The 17,759-nt window shown below is 67.3% G+C and carries 15 protein-coding genes and 1 riboswitch; of the genes, 13 read left to right on the plus strand and 2 right to left on the minus strand.

Features of this window, described 5'->3' with window-relative positions:
• Nucleotides 1-256 precede the first annotated feature (256 nt).
• Nucleotides 257-2,953: an aminopeptidase N gene (pepN, locus tag HDG39_RS29080; protein WP_184010952.1), complete on the minus strand. Its 2,697-nt coding sequence runs from the start codon at nucleotides 2,951-2,953 to the stop codon at nucleotides 257-259.
• A gap of 323 nt (nucleotides 2,954-3,276) precedes the next feature.
• On the opposite strand from pepN, the gene HDG39_RS29085 reads away from it, so the two are divergent.
• On the plus strand, nucleotides 3,277-3,972 hold the full coding sequence (locus HDG39_RS29085; RefSeq protein WP_184010954.1) for a DUF4136 domain-containing protein: 696 nt from the start codon (nucleotides 3,277-3,279) through the stop codon (nucleotides 3,970-3,972).
• A gap of 1 nt (nucleotide 3,973) precedes the next feature.
• Here the strand turns inward: HDG39_RS29085 and HDG39_RS29090 are convergent, their stop codons facing one another.
• The gene (locus tag HDG39_RS29090; RefSeq protein ID WP_184010956.1) at nucleotides 3,974-4,546 is read right to left on the minus strand and encodes a TMEM165/GDT1 family protein; all 573 of its coding nucleotides are present in this window, start codon (nucleotides 4,544-4,546) and stop codon (nucleotides 3,974-3,976) included.
• Between the two features lie 10 nt (nucleotides 4,547-4,556).
• Nucleotides 4,557-4,770: riboswitch (yybP-ykoY riboswitch) on the minus strand.
• A 439-nt stretch (nucleotides 4,771-5,209) separates the two neighbouring features.
• Between HDG39_RS29090 and HDG39_RS29095 the strand changes: the two genes are divergently transcribed.
• The 12 genes from HDG39_RS29095 to HDG39_RS29150 are packed head-to-tail and all read left to right on the plus strand — an operon-like array spanning nucleotide 5,210 to nucleotide 17,756.
• A complete protein-coding gene (locus HDG39_RS29095; RefSeq protein ID WP_184010958.1) occupies nucleotides 5,210-5,935 on the plus strand; it encodes a beta-ketoacyl synthase chain length factor in 726 nt (241 codons plus the stop codon).
• Nucleotides 5,919-6,713 (plus strand): lysophospholipid acyltransferase family protein, encoded by a 795-nt coding sequence (locus tag HDG39_RS29100; protein WP_184010960.1) that lies wholly within the window; start codon nucleotides 5,919-5,921, stop codon nucleotides 6,711-6,713. Before HDG39_RS29095 ends, HDG39_RS29100 begins: the two co-directional genes overlap by 17 nt.
• Entirely contained in the window at nucleotides 6,688-6,987 is a 300-nt protein-coding gene (locus HDG39_RS29105) for a phosphopantetheine-binding protein (RefSeq protein WP_184010962.1), read from the plus strand. The genes HDG39_RS29100 and HDG39_RS29105 overlap by 26 nt, the downstream gene beginning before the upstream one ends.
• A 2-nt stretch (nucleotides 6,988-6,989) precedes the next feature.
• Entirely contained in the window at nucleotides 6,990-7,241 is a 252-nt protein-coding gene (locus tag HDG39_RS29110; RefSeq protein ID WP_018421433.1) for an acyl carrier protein, read from the plus strand.
• The gene (locus HDG39_RS29115) at nucleotides 7,241-7,909 is read left to right on the plus strand and encodes a COG4648 family protein (protein WP_184010964.1); all 669 of its coding nucleotides are present in this window, start codon (nucleotides 7,241-7,243) and stop codon (nucleotides 7,907-7,909) included. The genes HDG39_RS29110 and HDG39_RS29115 overlap by 1 nt, the downstream gene beginning before the upstream one ends.
• Nucleotides 7,909-9,618 carry an ApeI family dehydratase gene (locus HDG39_RS29120; protein WP_184010966.1) on the plus strand — a complete coding sequence of 570 codons (1,710 nt, stop codon included), beginning with the start codon at nucleotides 7,909-7,911 and terminating at the stop codon, nucleotides 9,616-9,618. Before HDG39_RS29115 ends, HDG39_RS29120 begins: the two co-directional genes overlap by 1 nt.
• The gene (locus HDG39_RS29125) at nucleotides 9,618-11,342 is read left to right on the plus strand and encodes a glycosyltransferase family 2 protein (RefSeq protein WP_184011072.1); all 1,725 of its coding nucleotides are present in this window, start codon (nucleotides 9,618-9,620) and stop codon (nucleotides 11,340-11,342) included. The genes HDG39_RS29120 and HDG39_RS29125 overlap by 1 nt, the downstream gene beginning before the upstream one ends.
• Entirely contained in the window at nucleotides 11,329-12,954 is a 1,626-nt protein-coding gene (locus tag HDG39_RS29130; RefSeq protein ID WP_184010968.1) for an HAL/PAL/TAL family ammonia-lyase, read from the plus strand. The genes HDG39_RS29125 and HDG39_RS29130 overlap by 14 nt, the downstream gene beginning before the upstream one ends.
• Complete coding sequence (locus tag HDG39_RS29135; RefSeq protein ID WP_184010970.1) at nucleotides 12,951-13,391, plus strand: acyl-CoA thioesterase; 441 nt, start codon at nucleotides 12,951-12,953, stop codon at nucleotides 13,389-13,391. The genes HDG39_RS29130 and HDG39_RS29135 overlap by 4 nt, the downstream gene beginning before the upstream one ends.
• Nucleotides 13,379-14,101: an outer membrane lipoprotein carrier protein LolA gene (locus HDG39_RS29140; RefSeq protein ID WP_184010972.1), complete on the plus strand. Its 723-nt coding sequence runs from the start codon at nucleotides 13,379-13,381 to the stop codon at nucleotides 14,099-14,101. Before HDG39_RS29135 ends, HDG39_RS29140 begins: the two co-directional genes overlap by 13 nt.
• Nucleotides 14,101-16,575, plus strand: a complete 2,475-nt coding sequence (locus HDG39_RS29145) for an MMPL family transporter (protein ID WP_184010974.1) — start codon at nucleotides 14,101-14,103, stop codon at nucleotides 16,573-16,575. The genes HDG39_RS29140 and HDG39_RS29145 overlap by 1 nt, the downstream gene beginning before the upstream one ends.
• Nucleotides 16,572-17,756 (plus strand): beta-ketoacyl-[acyl-carrier-protein] synthase family protein, encoded by a 1,185-nt coding sequence (locus HDG39_RS29150; protein ID WP_184010976.1) that lies wholly within the window; start codon nucleotides 16,572-16,574, stop codon nucleotides 17,754-17,756. Before HDG39_RS29145 ends, HDG39_RS29150 begins: the two co-directional genes overlap by 4 nt.
• Nucleotides 17,757-17,759 lie beyond the last annotated feature (3 nt).

Consider the following 17,759-nt stretch of genomic DNA (forward strand, 5'->3'; position numbering starts at 1 on the left):
TTCTACTTGTCGTTTCCCGGCCATTCTGCTCGCGCGCTCGTCATGACGCACGCCAGGTTACCAGGATTCATTGTAGAAATGTGGGTAATTGAAAGTCAAACCTGCACGTATACCTTCTGCCCGGCGAGGTCCGATGAACAGTCGGCCAAGCGGCTAACGGCGCGACACGAGCGCGTGAACGCAGCTGAAAACAACGCGAAAAAAAGCCGGCAACGCGTGCCGGCTTTCCGATGTGACTCGAGAACTCAGAGAGGCATCACGCCAACGCCTTCTCGACGATCTCGCGCACGTCGCGCGACTTGACCTGTGCGGCCACTTTCTCGAGCGCCGCGCGCATGCTGTCGCGCAGCGCCGGCGTAAAGCGTCGCCACAGTTCGAGCGAGCGCGCGAGGCGCGCGGCCACCTGCGGATTGAGCGCGTCGAGCGCGATCACCTGCTCGGCCCAGAATGCGTAGCCGGAGCCATCTGCCGCGTGGAACTGCGCGGGGTTCGCCGCGCAGAAGCTGAAAATCAGCGAACGCGCCCGGTTCGGGTTCTTCAGGTTGAAGGCCGGATGCGTCATCAGCTTGCGCACCGTATCGATCACCGGATGTCGTGCGCCGCCGCGCTGGGTGGCCTGCAACGCGAACCATTTGTCGATGACGAGCGGCTCCTTCTCGAAGCGTCGATAGAAGTCGTCGAGCGCGTGCTGCGCCTCGGGGCTGCCGCCTTGCGGCGCGGCCGCGTTGAGCAGCGCCGACAGCGCGGCCGCGCGGTCCGTCATGTTGTTCGCCGCTTCATATTGCGCGGCCGCGAGGCGCACGGCGTCCGCGGAGTCGTCGAGTTCGGTCAGATACGACAGCGCGAGATTCTTCAGCGCGCGATGACCGGCGGCCTCGGGCGTCGTTTCATAGGCGCCCGGCGTGCGATGCTGCTCGTAGACCTTCAGCCAGTCGTCACGCAGCGCATTCGCGAGGCGCTTGCGCACGAACTGCCGTGCCGCGTGCACCGCGGCCGGATTCGATTCGGCCATCTGCTCGGCGAGATACGCTTCGGACGGCAGCATCAGTGCGAGCTCGCGGAACGCCGGCGACAGCGTCTCGTCGGTCAAAACGCGCGCGAACGCGGCGACCACCGAGTCGTCGAACTGCAGCGCCGCGCCCGTGGCCGCGCGCGTGGCCAGCGCGAGCAACTCGCGCGTGGCAAGCCGCTGGCCGGCTTCCCAGCGGTTGAACGGATCGCTGTCGTGCGCGAGCAGGAACGCGAGCTGTTCGCCCGTGTAGTCGTATTCGACGATCACCGGCGCAGAGAAATTGCGCAACAGCGACGGCAGCGGTTCCTGCCCGACGTTGACGAACGTGAAGGTCTGCTCGGTCTGCGTGAATTCGAGCACGCGCGTGGTCGACTCCGACGCCTTCGCCTCGCCGTCGAGCTGCAGCGGCAGGTCGCGGCCGTCCTTGCCGATCAGACCGATCGCGAACGGAATCAGCAGCGGCCCCTTCTGCGTTTCGCGCGCGGCCGGCACGGCATCGCCGTAGCCCTGGCGCAGTGTCACGCTGTAGCGCTGCTGCGCGGCGTCGTAGCGCGTGCGCACCGACACGCGCGGCGTGCCGGCCTGGCTATACCAGCGCTCGAACTGCGCGAGGTCGCGGCCGTTCGCGTCGGCGAGCGCGTGACGGAAGTCGTCGCAGGTCACGGCCTGGCCGTCGTGACGCTTGAAGTACAGGTCCATGCCGTTGCGAAAGCCGTCGCGGCCGAACAGCGTCTGATACATCCGCACGACTTCCGAGCCTTTCTCGTAGACGGTCATCGTGTAGAAGTTGTTGATCTCGACGTAGCTTTCCGGGCGCACCGGATGCGCCATCGGGCCCGCGTCCTCGGCGAACTGCATCTGGCGCAGCACTCGCACGTCCTCGATGCGCTTGGTCGCGCGCGCGGCTTCGTCGGTGGCGCCGCCCGCCATGTCGGCCGAGAACTCCTGGTCGCGCAACACCGTCAGGCCTTCCTTCAGGCTCAGCTGGAACCAGTCGCGGCACGTCACGCGATTGCCGGTCCAGTTGTGGAAGTACTCGTGGCCGACCACCGCCTCGATGTTGGCGAAGTCGTTGTCGGTGGCCGTTTCGGGGTTCGCGAGCACGTACTTCGTGTTGAAGATGTTGAGCCCCTTGTTCTCCATCGCGCCCATGTTGAAGTCGCTGACCGCGACGATCATGAAGCGGTCCAGATCGAGCTCGAGCCCGAAGCGCTGTTCGTCCCAGCGGATCGAGTGGATCAGCGAATCCATCGCGTGACGGGTCTTGTCGAGATCGTGCGGCTCGACCCACACCTGCAGCAGCTTTTCCTTGCCCGAGCCGGTCTTCACGCGTTCTTCGAGCGCAACGAGCTTGCCCGCGACGAGCGCGAACAGATAGCTCGGCTTCCTGAATGGGTCTTCCCAGCGCGCGAAATGGCGGCCGTCGGGCAACTCGCCTTGTTCCAGAAGATTGCCGTTCGACAGCAGCACCGGATAGTCGGCCTTGCTCGCGCGCAGCGTAACCGTGAAGCTCGCCATCACGTCGGGGCGGTCGAGGAAATAGGTGATGCGACGAAAGCCCTCGGCCTCGCACTGCGTGAAGAAGTTGCCGCTCGAGACGTACAGGCCCGACAGCGTGGTGTTTTCCGCGGGATTGCAGATGCTGGTGAGGGTCAGCTCGAAGCTGTCCGGCACATTGTCGAGCAGCAGGCCGTGCTCGTGCGGGTGCGCGTTCGGGAACGGCTTGCCGTCGATCGCGGCGCTGACGAACTCCAGTTGCTCGCCCATCAGTTCGAGATGCGCGGCGCGCGACGCATCCGGGTTGCGGCGAACACGCATGGTGTTCCTGACGACCGTGCGTTCGGGAACCAGATCGAACTCCAGCGCGACGGTGTCGATCAGGAAGGCGGGCGGCGCGTAATCGGCGCGGCGGATCACATTGGGCGTTGCGGTATCGGCCATGGCGTTCTGTAGTGGTGTACTCGAGCGGTCGGGCGCGCAAACGGCGCGCGAGCCGGGCTTGGTCGGCTCATTGTACAAAGCCTCGGGCAATCGTGCGGAAGGGAAGGTAGCGGAGTCTCGGCGCCGGGTAGCGCTGCCGCTTTCGACGGACAGGGGAAGAACCTTTTACCGGCTGGCGAGGTCAGCGTATTATCGGGCGCCGCGCGTGGCGGAGCGCCGGGATCGTCCGCCGGGCAGCGGATCGCGCGACGGAATAATCTCGACTGAAGCAGAGTTTTAACTGAAGCAGAATAGATGCAATCAGAGGCATCACGAGGCAAACCATGAACATCGATCGATGGACCCGCCGCGTCGCGCCGCTGTTCGTCGCGCTGACGGTGCTGCTATCCGGCTGCACGACCTACGTGACCACGCAGGTCACGGCGTTCTCGGACTGGCGCGGAAGCGACGCGACGCGCACCTATGCCTTCACGCGGCACGAGGATCAGAAGAACAATCTCGAACTGAGCGCTTACGAGCGGATCGTCGCGAACGAACTCGCCTTGCACGCGTTCCGCGAAGTCGCGCACGACGACGCGCGCTATCTGGTCGAGCTCGCCTATGGCATCCGCTCGGACATCGTGACCGTCGCGCAGCCGGTCTACTACAACCCGTGGCCCGGTCCTTACTGGGGCCGGCCGTTCGATCCGTGGGGACCGTGGGGGCCTTTCCCGGCGACGTACGTGAACCAGAGCTACCCGGTGTTCACGCATCTGCTCGGCATCCGGATCACCGAGCGCGCGAGCGGCCGGGAGGTCTACAACGTCACGGCGCGCAATGTCGGCGAGGAGTCGTCGCTGGTGCGGGCAATGCCATATCTTGCGCGTAGCGCGCTGGCTGATTTCCCGCTGGCCAACGGCGCGGTGCACACCGTGAAGATTCCGCTCGGCGGCGGTGGCGGCGCGGACGCGAACGAAGTTTCGCTGCCGGCGGCGGCGCCGCCCGGGGGCGCGGCGTCGGCGCCGAAGGCCGCGCAGTAGCTCAGACCCCGACCCCGAACAAAGCCATCGCGCCCAGCACGACGAACATGACCGCGGCGATGGCGTGCACGAGCGTGGTCGGCAGACGATGCGCGAAGCGGTCGCCGAGCAGGATCGCCGGCACGTTCGCGATCATCATGCCGAGCGTCGTGCCGGCCACCACGCCGAAGAAATCGTGAAAGCGCGCGGCGAGGGCGACCGTCGCAATCTGCGTCTTGTCGCCCATCTCCGCGAGGAAGAAGGTGACGACCGTGGCGCCGAACACGCCGAAGTGCGTGCGGTTCGTGTTGGCTTCTTCGTCGTCGAGCTTGTCGGGCACGAGAATCCACAGCCCCATGCCGATAAACGACGCCGCCAGCGCCCAGCGCATGATGGTCGGCGTCAGCATCGAGCCGAGCCAGGCGCCGAGCGCGCCGGCGCCCGCGTGATTGATCAGCGTCGCCGCGAGCACGCCGAGAATGATCGGTACGGGCTTGCGATAGCGCGCGGCCAGCACGAGCGACAGCAGTTGCGTCTTGTCGCCGATCTCGGCGAGCGCGACCGCTCCGGTCGAAATCAGAAAAGCTTGATTCACGTTGAATGGATTCCTCGGGCCGAAGATGAACGAGCGACGACCCACGACACGCCGGGCCCTGTTGCGGCGCGTGTGGATCATCGGTCTCGCCAGGCCAGAGGCTGCGACTGCCATGGCCGTGCAGGCCAAGTCTGTTGACAGGCGCCCCCGCGAACCACACGTGCGACGCACCGGCGAAGCGGTGCGGACGTGCCGCGGGGCGGCTACTCCCCAATGAGGGCCGGAGTATAGCAGGCGCGGACGTACCGTTGCGGCGAAGATTGCTTGCGCAGGCGCACCGGTATCGCGCCGTACCGCTCTGTAACAGATGCGCTGAAAGTCGAATGAAGGGTTTCGCCGATTGTCGGCGGCGGCGTCAAATCGCCTGACATTCCGTTGTTTCGCGGACGCGGATACAGATGGATACGTCTTTTCTGGCTGATTTAATCCAGAATATTCAGTATTATTTCGGCCACAAAAGGAGCCCGGGCCACAATCCGTGCGCACGATTGTCAGCGGAGCCTAAATGATTGGGGCCGATTGCCGATAATCCTGTATTTCCCGCAAAGAAGACTGCTCGATCCGGCTGAAAGTTTCCGGTCCGCGCGGCGCCGCTTGCTGTGACGGCTGCGTATTCCGTCAGGCGCCTGAGTCCTTTCCTCGTTTCTACGCGCGAACACCGATATGCCCGATCTGCACTGGACCATTCCGGTCGGTCGCTGGTCTAGCTGGCCGGCGGCCGCATCTGCCGCACCCGACATCGGCTTTATCGAGCCGATCGTGAGGCGGCGTCTCAGCACGCTGTCCAAGGTGGCGCTCAAGGTCGCGCACGACTGTGTGGCGCAGGAGCCGGCGCGCGTGGTGTTCGCCTCGCGGCATGGCGAACTGCGGCGCACCACCGACATCCTGCGCAGCATCAGCGCGGGCGAGCCGGTGTCGCCGACCGCGTTCAGCCTGTCGGTGTTGAACGCGATGACCGGCGTGTTCGGCATCGCGCGCGGCGACCGTTCGGCTGCGAGCGCGGTGTCGGCCGGTGCGCAAACGCTCGGCTATGCGCTGCTGGAAGCGTATGCGCAATATGCGACGCATGCCGATGCGCCGGTGTTGCTCGTGTATGCCGACGAACCGGCCGATCTCGCGTACGGCACGATCGAAGACGAAGTGCAGGGCGGCGCGATCGCGCTGTTGCTGGAGAAAGATGCGTCGGCCGGGCACATCGTCTGCTCGCTGAGCCGCGCTGACGAGGATGCGGGCGACCCCCGGGATGCGTCCCGGACCGCCTCGAGCGATGCCGCCAGCTTTCCGACCCAGAGCCAGGCGCTGCTGCACTGCCTCGACACCGGCGAGCCCGCGCGCTGGCACGGCGCCGGCGCGGTATGGCATTGGAGGTGGGATGACCGGGCGGCTTGATTACGCATGGCGTCTTTGCGCAACCGGCCTTGCCTTCGTCGGGTTCGGCGTGTGCGGCGTGCTGTTTTCGGTACTGGTGTTTCCGTTCGCGTGGCTCTGGCCGCATCGCGCGTCGCGGCAGCACGCGGTGAGCGCGGTGATCCACTGGTTTTTCCGCGCGCTCGTCGCGGTGCTGCGCGGTCTCGGCGTGATGGAACTCGAGGTGTCCGGTGCACAGGCGTTGCGCGCCGGGGAGCCGGCGATCGTCGTCGCGAATCACCCGACTTACCTCGACGTCATGGTCCTGCTGTCGCTGACGCCGCGCGCGTGCTGTGTCGTGAAGCACGCGCACTGGCGCAACCCGTGTTTTTGGGGCATCGTGCGAGCGGCCGAATACGTGAGCAACGCGGATGCGACCGCGCTGGTCGACGCGGGCGCGAAGCAGCTCGCGGCCGGCTATACGATGATCATTTTTCCCGAGGGCACGCGCAGCCCCGCGCCGAACCGGCTGCACGCGTTTTCGCGCGGCTTCGCGCATATGGCGCTGAAGGCCGGCGCGCCGATCGTGCCGGTGTTGATGGATTGCGATCCGCCCGCGTTCACGCGGCAGATGCGCTGGTACGACGTGCCGGCGCGCGCTTTCCGGATGCGCGTGAACGTGCTCGCGCCGCTCGGCATCGCCGAATTGGCCGCGCACGACACGAGCGCGGCCATCGCGGCGCGCAGCGTGACGAATGCCGTCGAAGCCCACATTACCAAGCACCTGTTCGATTATGGATTCTTTAAAACTGGAAATTAAAAAGCTTCTGATCGAAGCTCTCGATCTCGAAGACCTGAGCCCGGCCGATATCGACGACGATGCACCGTTGTTCGGTTCCGACGGCATCGGTCTCGACTCGATCGACGCGCTCGAGATCGGCATCGTGCTGCGCAAACAATACCAACTGACCATCGCGGCGAACGACGAACGCACGCGCGAGTACTTTCGCTCGATCAACACGCTCGCCGCGTTGGTCGAGAGTCAGCGCGAAGCGGCGCACGCTGCGAACGAAACCACAAGGAAGGGGGATTAACCGTGTCTGAGACTGAGATTCTTGAGCGCATCCGCGCGATCTTCAAGGAAAACTTCGCGATCGAGCCGGAGCGCGTGACACCCGACGCTCACCTGTTCGACGAGCTCGATCTCGACAGCATCGACGCGGTCGATCTCGCGATCAAGCTGCAGGAAATGACCGGCCGCCGCATCAAGCCGGAGGACTTCAAGTCCGTGCGCACGGTCGGCGACGTGATCGACGCGGTCGAATCGCTGCTCGCGGCGCAAGGCTGATGCCGCCCGCGCGCCCGCGCCCGCAGATGTTAAAGCCACGCCCCGCCGCAAGCGAATCCGGCACGCGCCTTCACTGGAGCAGGACCGCCTTGCAGGTGCCGCTGAGACTCGCTTACCCCGCGCTGATTTTGTGCGCATGGCACTGGGACGCGCCGCGTCTCGTCGGCTGCTTGCTGCTCGCGACTGTATGGCTGCAGCGCTGGGCCGGCGGCGGTCCGGTCGCGATGCCGCTGCGCCAGCTGTCCGCGCTCGACTGGGGCGTGGTGATGCTGCTGAGCTGCGCGTCGGTGGCGATCGTCGTCACCGATAGCGAGCTGCTGCTGCGCTTCTATCCGTCGTTCGTCAATCTCGGTTTGCTGATCGCGTTCGGCGCGACGCTCGTGCGCGGGCCGTCGATGATCGAAAAATTCGCGCGCCTCGGCAGCCCTGAACTGCCGCCGGACGCGGTGCGCTATACGCGGCGCGTGACCCGGGTCTGGTGCGGCTTTTTCATGCTGAACGGGGTGTTTTCCGCCTATACCGCGCTCGATTGGAGCCGCGCGAGCTGGTCGCTGTACAACGGCGCCGTCGCGTATGGGCTGATCGGCGCGCTGCTTGCCGGCGAGTACGTGTGGCGGCGCCTCTTCATGCTGCCGCGCGCCGCGCGGGCGGGTTCGGAGGCGGCCTGATGATCGCGTTGCACGATCTGTTGTCGGCCGACGCCGCGCTCGTCGCGGGTGATGCGCTTGCCGCACCGGTGTGCCGCGACGGCGCGGTGCTGCTCGATCGCGCGGCGTTTCGCGCGCGCGTCGAGGGCTTGGTCGAGCTCGTGCGCATGCACGACGCGCCACGCTGCGCGGTCTGTATCGACGATCCGTTCGAGTTCGCCTGCGCATTGTTCGCGCTGCTCGCGTGCGGCAAGGAGCCGGTGATCCCGGCCAATGCGACGCCGGGCTATCTCGCCGAGCTCGCGGGCGCGTACGACTTCATGCTGACGGATGCGGATCTGCCGCCGTTCGTCGCATCGGCGCATGCACATGCCGCCGCTAGCACCGCCTATTCGATCGACCCGCACGCGCCGCTCACGCTCTACACGTCCGGCAGCAGCGGCACGCCGAAGCCGATTCGCAAGACGCTCGCGCAATTCAACGCTGAAGTGCACACGCTGGAACTGCAGTGGGGTGGGTTGCTCGGCAACGCGACGATGCTCGCGAGCGTGCCGCATCACCACATCTACGGCCTGCTGTTTCGCGTGTTGTGGCCGCTCGCGGCCGGCCGCGCGTTCGATCGCGCGATCGGCATGGAGCCGCAGCAGCTGCAGGCGCGCATCGCGCAATGCGGCGCGACGGCGATCGTGTCGACACCCGCGCAACTATCGCGCTGGCCCGCGTTGCCGGGCTTCGCCGCGCTGACGCCCGCGCCGCGCGCGTTCTTTTCGTCGGGTGGTCCGCTCGCGGCCGACGCCGCGCAGCCCTATGCGGCGAGCTTCGGCGCGGCGCCGCTCGAAATCTACGGCAGCACGGAAACCGGCGGGATCGCGTGGCGGCGCCAGGATCAGGGCGACGCGTGGCAGCCGGTCGCCGGCGCCGAGCTGCGCCGCGACGACGACGGCGCGCTGTGCGTGCGTTCACCGCATCTCGATCACGACGGCTGGCATCGCACGGGCGACCGCATCGCGTTCGATGCCGACGGGCGCTTCCGTTTGCAAGGGCGCCTCGACCGCGTGCTGAAGCTCGGCGGCAAGCGCGTCTCGCTGCCGGAGCTCGAGGCGCGTCTCGCGCTGCATCCGTATGTCGCGCAAGCGGCGCTGGTGCCGCTCGAAGGCGCATCGCGCGAACGGGTCGGCGCAGTGGTCGCGCTGAGCGAAGCGGGCAGCGCGGCGCTGCGCGACGAAGGCCGCGTCGCGCTCGCGAAAACGCTGCGCCGGCATCTGGCCGACTACTTCGATGCGGTCGTGCTGCCGCGTCACTGGCGTTTTCGCATCAGTCTGCCGTTCGACGCGCGCGGCAAGCTGCCCGCCAGCGCGGTGGCCGCCGCGTTCGCGCCGCGCGCCGAGGGCATGGAAGTGCTCGCCGAAACGCGCGTCGGCGACGCGCTGCACTACGTGCTGCGCGTGCCGCCGTCGCTCGTGCATTTCGCCGGCCACTTTCCGGGCCTGCCGATTCTGCCGGGCGTCGTGCAGGTCGACTGGGCGGCGCGAATCGCGGCCGGGCATTGGCCGCGGGTGCGCGAGGTGACGTCGGTCGACCGCTTGAAGTTCATGGCGCCGGTGTCACCCGGTGCGGTGCTCGAGCTCACGCTCGCGTACGACCTCGAGCGCCGGCGCGTGCAGTTCGCGTACCGGCTCGACGGACGCGAATGCGCGTCGGGCGTGCTCGTGCATCGGGAGGACGCATGATGAAGTTCGCGCCCTGCATCGTCATTCCGATCTACAACCACAAGGACGCGATCGGCGCGACCGTCGCGCATCTCGCGGTGCACGGCCTGCCGATGTTCGTCGTCGACGACGGCAGCGACGAGCCGACCCAGCAGGTGCTTGCCGGGCTCGCGCGGCAGTACGCCGGGCAGATGACGCTGCTGCGTCTGCTCGAAAACGGCGGCAAGGGTGCGGCGGTGATGGCGGGCCTGCGCGCGGCGCGCGCCGCAGGCTACACGCACGCGCTGCAGATCGACGCCGACGGCCAGCACGACGCGGCCGACGTGCCGTGCTTCATCGATGCGGCGCGCACTGAACCCGCTGCAGTGATTCTCGGCCGTCCGATCTACGACGACAGCGTGCCGAAGGCACGTCTGTACGGCCGCTACTTGACCCACGTGTGGGTGTGGATCGAGACGCTGTCGCTGACGATCCGCGATTCCATGTGCGGCTTTCGTCTGTATCCGCTCGCGCTCGCGTGCGAGCTGATCGACAGCGTGCAGCTGCCGACGCGCATGGACTTCGACATCGAGATCCTCGTGCGTCTGTACTGGCGGCGCGCCGCGTTCCGCTCGATCGCGACGCGCGTCACCTATGCGTCCGACGGCGTGTCGCATTTCGACGTGCTGTGGGACAACGTGCGCATCAGCCGCAGCCATACGCGGCTCGTGTTCGGCATGCTGTCGCGCCTGCCGATGCTGCTCGCGCACAAGGTGATGCCGCGCCGTGGCGTGGTGGCCGACGACATCGATGAAGCCCAGCCCGAAGCATGGTGGCGTCTCGCCGAACGCGGCAGCCACCTCGGCATGAGCCTGCTCGCGCTCAGCTGCAAGCTGTTCGGGCGCCGCTTCACCGCGCTGTGGCTGCATCCGATCGTCGCGTATTTTCTGCTGACGGGCCGCGCCGCGCGCGCCGCGTCGGGCAACTACTTCACGCGTCTGAACGCGGCGGCGCCGTCGGTGGATACGCCGCGTCCGGGCTGGCTGTCCGCGTATCGCCATATGCTCGCGTTCGCGCAGTCTGGCTTCGACAAGCTCGCCGCGTGGAGCGGCCGCGTCAACGAAACCGATGTGACGTTCGACGATCCTTCGGCGTTCGAAGCACTGATCGCGAGCGGCAACGGTGCGCTCGTGATCGGCGCGCACCTCGGCAATCTGGAGATGATGCGCGCGCTCGCCGTGCGCGGTGAGCACGCGAAGGTCACGGCGGTCGTCTACACCGAGCACGCGCGCCGCTTCAATCGCGTGCTGGCGTCGTCGAATCGCGACTTCGCGCGGCATCTGCTCGAGGTCGGCGACTTTGGTCCCGAGACGGCGGTGCTGATGCAACAACGTATCGATGCGGGCGAGCTGCTGGTGATCGTCGGCGATCGGGTGCCGGCGCGCGAAGCGGGACGCACCACCGACGCGCAATTTCTCGGCGCGAGCGCGCCGTTCGCGCAAGGGCCGTACGTGCTCGCGCATGCGCTAGGCTGTCCGGTCTATCTGTTTTTCTGCCTGAAGGAACGCGACGGCTATCGCATGTACTTCGAGCCGTTCGCCCAACGCATCGAGCTGCCGCGCCGCGAACGCACGCAGCATCTGGCCGCGTGGGCACAACGCTACGCGCTGCGCCTCGAACACTATTGCCGCAAGGCGCCTTATCAATGGTTCAACTTCTTCGATTTCTGGGGCCAGCCCAAGCGAGGCGCGAATGGCCGAACATGATCTGAACGATGTGCGGCACGCACGCGGCGTTGCGAATGCCGATGTGGCTGCGGATGCCGATTGCACGCCGATCGTCGTCGGTGCACGCCGGCTGACGATCGAAGAGGTCGTCGCGATTGCGCGACGGCGGGCGTCTGTCGCGCTGAGTGACGATCCCGCATGGCGCGCGCGCATCGAGCGCGGCGCCGCGTTCCTGCGCCGCCAGTTGGCCGCCGGCGCGACCGTGTACGGCGTCAACACCGGTTACGGCGACGCCTGCGTGGTCGACGTGCCGATGGCGCTCGTCGAGGCGTTGCCGCTGCAACTGACGCGGTATCACGGCTGCGGCATGGGCGCATATCTCGACGAAGCGCAAACGCTCGCGGTGATCGCCGCGCGTCTCAATTCCCTCGCCTATGGATTTTCGGGCGTGCGTACGGTGCTTCTCGAACGCCTCGCGGCCTTGATCAATCATCGCGTGTTGCCGCTGATTCCGTCCGAGGGTTCGGTCGGCGCGAGCGGCGATCTGACGCCGCTGTCGTATGTGGCGGCTGCGCTCGCGGGCGAGCGCGACGTGCAGTACGCCGGCGGGTTGCGCGCGGCGCGTGAGGTGTGGACCGAGCTGGGTGTCGAGCCGCTGACGCTCGCGCCGAAGGAAGGCCTCGCGCTGATGAACGGCACGGCCGTGATGACCGGCCTCGCCTGTCTGGCGGTGGCGCGCGCTGAGCACCTGACGCGGCTTGCCGCGCGTTTGACCGCGCTGTCGACCGTCGCGCTCGACGGCCGCGCCGCGCACTTCGACGCGACGCTGTTCGAGGTGAAGCCGCACGCGGGCCAGGCCGAAGCGGCCGCATGGATCCGCGCCGATCTGGCCGGCCGCGCCGACACGCCCGGGCATCGCCTGCAGGACCGCTATTCGATTCGCTGCGCGCCGCACGTGATCGGCGTCGCGCGCGATGCGCTTGGCTGGGTGCGCCGCGACGTCGAAAACGAGCTGAACAGCGCGAACGACAATCCGCTCATCGATCCCGACAACGAACGCATTTTGCACGGCGGCAACTTCTATGGCGGCCATATCGCGTTCGCGATGGATGCGCTGAAAGTCGCCGTCGCGAATCTGGCGGATCTGATGGACCGGCAGCTCGCGTTGCTCGTCGATGTCAACTTCAACAACGGCTTGCCGCGCAATCTGTCGGGCGCAGCGCCCGAACGCGCCGCGATTAATCACGGCTTCAAGGCCGTGCAGATTTCGTCGTCCGCGTGGACCGCGGAGGCGCTGAAGAACACGATGCCCGCGAGCGTGTTTTCGCGCTCGACCGAGGCGCACAATCAGGACAAGGTCAGCATGGGCACGATCGCCGCGCGCGATTGCCTGCGCGTGCTCGAATTGACGGAGCAGGTCGCCGCCGCGCACACGCTCGCGACGGTGCAGGCCGTGCATTTGCGCTTGCGCATCGACAGCGCGACACCTGTGCCCGCGCCGCTGCGCGCGTTTGTCGACGACGTCGGCGCGCGCTCGCCGTTCGTTGCCGAGGACCGCGCGCTCGAAGGCGAGTTGCGCGCGTTGACCGCGCGCATTGCCGGGTGCGAACTGCTGGACATGGACGACTATCGCGAGGGAGCCAACGCATGAGCGACGCCGCGAAACCGAACCACGCGCTGACTGCCAGCGCGACGCTCGAAGTGCCGTTTCACGACGTCGACGCGATGAACCTGTGCTGGCACGGCAATTATCTGAAGTACTTCGAGATGGGCCGCGCGGCGCTGCTGCGCGCGTTCGACTACGACTATCGCGAGATGCGGGCATCCGGCTATCTGTGGCCGATCGTCGAGGCGCATCTGAAATACGTGCGGCCCGCCGTGTACGGACAGACGCTCGAAGTGCGCGCCCAACTGCTCGAATACGAAAACCGCCTGAAAATAGGCTATGAAATCGTCGATTGCGCGTCGGGCACGCGGCTCACGAAGGGCTATACAATCCAGGTCGCCGTCGATGCCGCCACCGAGGAATTGCAGTTCGTGTCGCCGCCGGTCGTATTCGACAAGCTGGAGCGTGTATGGGGACGATGAATCGCCGTGCGCTGACAGTGGTCGTGTCACGGCTCGCGGGGGTGATCGGCGTGATGGGGGCGCTCGCATTGCCCGCGGGGTCGGCCGCTGCGGCTACCGCAAGCAACCCAGCCCCGACCAACGAGTCCGCCAACAGTGCCGCCAACAACGCCAACGCCGCGCTGGTCTCGCAGATCGCCGCGCATCTCGCGCAACCCAAGGGCGTGCGCGCGCGATTCACGCAGACGCAGACGCTCGCCGCGATGAAGCAGCCGCTCGTCAGCAACGGCACGTTGCTGTTCTTCCGCGAGCGCGGCGTGATCTGGCAGATCGACACGCCCTACAAGGCCACTTACGTGATCACCGACGCTAACGTCGCGCAGCTCGACGCCAGCGGCCATCGCGTCAGCACCCATAGCGCGCAGGCCACGCGCGGCGTCGCGCAGGTGTCGAAGATGATGCGCGCGATGCTCGGCGGCGATCTGTCGGCGCTGTACTCGCAGTTCGACGTGAGTGCCGAAGGCAACGCCGCGCAATGGCGCATGCGACTCACGCCGAATCAACCGCAGCTCGCGCAGTCGATCAAGGCCCTCGACATGAGCGGCGGCGATTATCTGCAAAGCCTGCGCATCACGCTCGCGACCGGCGACGTGACGAAGCTCGAGTTCGCCAACAGCACGGCCGTCGCCGAGCCGACGCCGGACGAGCGCAGCCTGTTCGGAGCACCGTGATGGCGGTGCCGCAGCAGCGAGCCGCGAAACAAGCCGCGAAACAAGCTGCGAAACAAGCCGCAAAGCGCGCATGGGGCGTGCGTGCCGCATGGCTCGCGCTCGCGCTGCTGGCGGCGCTCTATTGCGGTTGGCGCTTCGCGGGAGCGTCGCCGCTCGAAACCAATCTGCTCGCGCTGCTGCCCGCGACCGAAGCGGACCCCGTCGCCGAAAAAGCGGTCGACACGCTCGCCAGCGCGCTCGGCGATCGCACCGTGCTGCTCGTCACGAGCCGCGACGATGCACACGCGAAAGCGGCCGCGAAGCAACTGGGCGCGTCGTTGCAAAAGAGCGGCGCATTCGCATCGGTGACGGCCGAGCTGCCGCCGTTCGACCTGTCACAGATCGCGGCACTGTATCTGCCGTACCGCTTCGGCCTGCTCGCGCCGGCCGATCGCAGCGCGCTTGCGAGCGCAAGCGCAACGACGCTGCACGACCTGCTCGCGCAACGCATCTATAGCCCGCTGCAAGGCGGCCTCAGCACCCAGCTCGCCGACGATCCGTTCGGCTGGCTCGAACGCTGGCTCGGCAATCTGCCGCTCGCGACGTCGAATCTCGAAGTCGAGGACGGCCTGCTCGTGGCGCACCGTCACGACGCGCAGGGCGACACGACCAGCGTGCTGATCGTCGCGACGCTGCCCGGCTCCGCCTATGAAACGAAGACGCAGCAGGCGGTGCGCGCGGTGCTCGCCGATGCGCAAAGCAGCTTGCGTCAGACGTTCCCCGACGTATCGCTGGCGCGCACCGGCGCCGTGTTCTATGCCGAGGCCGCGCGCAGCGCATCCGAACGCGAAGTGCACGTCATCGGTATCGCGTCGCTGTGCGGCATCGCGCTGCTGATGACGTGGGTGTTCCGCTCGCCGCGTCTATTGCTGCTTGGCTTCGTATCGACGGCGCTCGGCATCGTCTGTGCGCTCGCGGCGACGCTGCTGGTGTTCGGCAAGCTGCATCTGTTGACGCTCGTGTTCGGTGCGAGCCTGATCGGCGAGGCGGTCGACTATTCGATCCAGTATTTCGTCGTCTATCTCGGCGCGGGCCGCGACTGGGAGGCGCGGCGCGGCGCGCGCACGGTGCGGCCCGCGCTCAGCGTTGCGCTCGCGACGAGTCTGCTCGGCTACGCGATCCTGATCTGGGTGCCGTTCCCCGCGTTGAAGCAGATCGCGTGTTTCGCGATGGTGGGCATCACGACCGCGTTCGTGTCGGTGCTGTCGCTGCTGCCCGCGCTGCTCACGCGCGCGCCGAAGCGCAGCCCGCAACGCGTGTTCGCGGGCGCGGCGCGGCTGCTCGTGCGCTGGCAGCAGGCGCTCGGCGGCAAACGCGCGTGGCTGGTCGCGGCGCTGCTGCTGATCGCGGCGGTGCCCGGCTGGCTGCGTCTGACGAGCGACGATGACGTTCATCTGCTGATTCAGCGCGACGCGTCGCTGGTCGCGCAGGAAGACACGGTGCGCGCAGCGGTCGGCGTCGATAACAGCGCGCAGTTTTTCGTCGTGCGCGGCGCGACGCAGGAAGCGGTGCTGCAACGCGCCGAAGCGCTCGGCGCGCAGCTCGATGCGCTGAACGGCACCGCGCATAGCGTCGGCGGCTATCAGTCGGTCGCGCAGTTCGTACCGTCCGCGCAGCGTCAGAACGACGATCGCGCGCTGCTCGCGCAGCACGCGTTCCACGACCCCGCCGCCTTGCGCGCGACGCTGCTGCAAGCCGGCTTCAAGGACGAAGTCGCCGATGCGTGGCTCGCCGCGTTCGCGAAGCCGGCAGCGCCGCTCACCGTCGAGCGCTGGCTCGCGGCGCCCTGGTCGCGGCCGTATCGGCATCTGTGGCTCGGCGCGGTGGGATCGAACCGGGCGAACCGAGCGCATGCGCCGGCAGGCTACGCCGCCGTCGTGATCCCGCAAGGCGTGACGCCGCGCAACGAGCCTGCGCTGATCGCGCTCGCGCACGGCTTACCCGGCATCGTGTTCGTCGACAAGGCCGCGAGCGTGTCGAAGCTGCTCGGCGCGTATCGCGTGGACACCGGCTGGTGGTTGGGCGGCGCGCTCGCGCTCGTGTGCGTGCTGCTGATGCTGCGCTACGGAGCCCGCGGCGGTATCGCGACGACTTTGCCCGTGCTGCTCGCGCTCGGCGTCGCGTTGGCGGTGTTCGGTTATGCGGGCGTGCCGCTCAATCTGTTCAACTGGCTCGCGCTGATGCTGGTGCTCGGCGTCGGCGCAAACTATGCGGTGTTTCTGCGCGAAGGCTGTTCGCGCGCGGATGCGAATCTCGGCGCGGTGTGGACTGGCGTGTTGCTGTCGGCGGCCACTGCGCTGTTGTCGTTCGGCATGCTCGGCATCAGCGCGATGCCCGCGCTCAGAAGCTTCGGCATGACGCTCGCGCTCGGCATCGCGGTCGCGGTGCTGCTTGCGCCTATCGGCATGCCATCGGAATCACGGAGGGCGGCATGAACGCGCCATCAGTTTATTTGCACGCGCTCGGCATGATCAACGCGCTCGGCGGCGATGTCGACGAGATCGTGCCGGCGCTCGCCGCCGCGCGCTCGCGCGGCATGGGCAACGTGCATACCGGCATCGGCGATGCGTTCGTCGGCAGTGTGCTTGCGCCGCTCGATCTCGCGCCGCGCGCCGATCTCGCGCGCTACGACTGCCGCAACAACCGGCTGCTGCTCGCGGCGCTCGCGCAGATCGCGCCCGCGATCGAAGCCGCGCGCGAGCGCTACGGCCCTGAGCGCATCGGCGTCGTGCTCGGCACCAGCACGTCGGGCATCGAGGCGGCCGAGACCGCGTTCGTCTATCACGCGCAAGCCGGCGAATTGCCGGGCAGCTTCAACTACCGGCAGATGGAAATCGGCACCGCCGCGCCATTCGCGGCCGCCGCGCTCGACCTGCAGGGGCCGGCGTTCACGATTTCGACCGCCTGCACGTCGAGTGCCAAGGCGTTCGCGTCCGCGCGTCGGCTGCTGCAATTGCGGTTGTGCGATGCGGTTGTCGTCGGTGGCGTCGATTCGCTATGCGAGTTGACCGTGCAGGGCTTCGCGTCGCTCGAATCGACCAGCCGCGTGCGCACCAATCCGATGAGCCGCAACCGTTGCGGCATCAACGTCGGTGAGGGCGCGGCCGTGTTCCTGATGAGTCGCGATGAAGCGGCGGTGCGGCTCGCGGGTCTCGGCGAATCGAGCGACGCGCATCATATTTCGGCGCCGGACCCGCGCGGCGTCGGCGGCGAAATGGCTTTGCGCGAGGCGCTGGCGGACGCGGGCATCGCGGCGTCGGCGGTTGGCTATGTGAATCTGCACGCGACCGCCACGCAGAAGAACGACGACATGGAAGCGCAGCTGATGGCGCGCGTATTTCCCGACGGCGTCGCCGCGAGCGGCACCAAGCCGCTCACCGGCCACCAGCTCGGCGCGGCCGGCGCGACCGAACTGGGCTTCGCGTGGCTCACGCTCGCGCGCGAGAACGCGACGTTGCCGCCGCATCTGTGGGACGGCGAGGCCGATCCCGCGCTGCCCGCGCTCGACCTCGTCGACGGCGCGCGCTATCTGCCGCGCGGCACGGCCACGCAGTACGCAATGAGCAACTCGTTCGCATTCGGCGGCAGCAATGTCAGCCTGATTCTGGCCCGTTAACAC

It is taken from the genome of Paraburkholderia lebeckiae (assembly GCF_014201005.1).
GTDB lineage: Bacteria > Pseudomonadota > Gammaproteobacteria > Burkholderiales > Burkholderiaceae > Paraburkholderia > Paraburkholderia tuberum.

Coding starts and splice junctions, on each gene's coding strand:
- HDG39_RS29105 (WP_184010962.1), top strand. CDS start 6,688: ATGGATTCTTTAAAACTGGAAATTAAAAAGCTTCTGATCGAAGCTCTC.
- pepN (WP_184010952.1), bottom strand. CDS start 2,953: ATGGCCGATACCGCAACGCCCAATGTGATCCGCCGCGCCGATTACGCG.
- HDG39_RS29085 (WP_184010954.1), top strand. CDS start 3,277: ATGAACATCGATCGATGGACCCGCCGCGTCGCGCCGCTGTTCGTCGCG.
- HDG39_RS29115 (WP_184010964.1), top strand. CDS start 7,241: ATGCCGCCCGCGCGCCCGCGCCCGCAGATGTTAAAGCCACGCCCCGCC.
- HDG39_RS29130 (WP_184010968.1), top strand. CDS start 11,329: ATGGCCGAACATGATCTGAACGATGTGCGGCACGCACGCGGCGTTGCG.
- HDG39_RS29145 (WP_184010974.1), top strand. CDS start 14,101: ATGGCGGTGCCGCAGCAGCGAGCCGCGAAACAAGCCGCGAAACAAGCT.
- HDG39_RS29120 (WP_184010966.1), top strand. CDS start 7,909: ATGATCGCGTTGCACGATCTGTTGTCGGCCGACGCCGCGCTCGTCGCG.
- HDG39_RS29150 (WP_184010976.1), top strand. CDS start 16,572: ATGAACGCGCCATCAGTTTATTTGCACGCGCTCGGCATGATCAACGCG.
- HDG39_RS29135 (WP_184010970.1), top strand. CDS start 12,951: ATGAGCGACGCCGCGAAACCGAACCACGCGCTGACTGCCAGCGCGACG.
- HDG39_RS29125 (WP_184011072.1), top strand. CDS start 9,618: ATGAAGTTCGCGCCCTGCATCGTCATTCCGATCTACAACCACAAGGAC.
- HDG39_RS29100 (WP_184010960.1), top strand. CDS start 5,919: ATGACCGGGCGGCTTGATTACGCATGGCGTCTTTGCGCAACCGGCCTT.
- HDG39_RS29095 (WP_184010958.1), top strand. CDS start 5,210: ATGCCCGATCTGCACTGGACCATTCCGGTCGGTCGCTGGTCTAGCTGG.
- HDG39_RS29140 (WP_184010972.1), top strand. CDS start 13,379: ATGGGGACGATGAATCGCCGTGCGCTGACAGTGGTCGTGTCACGGCTC.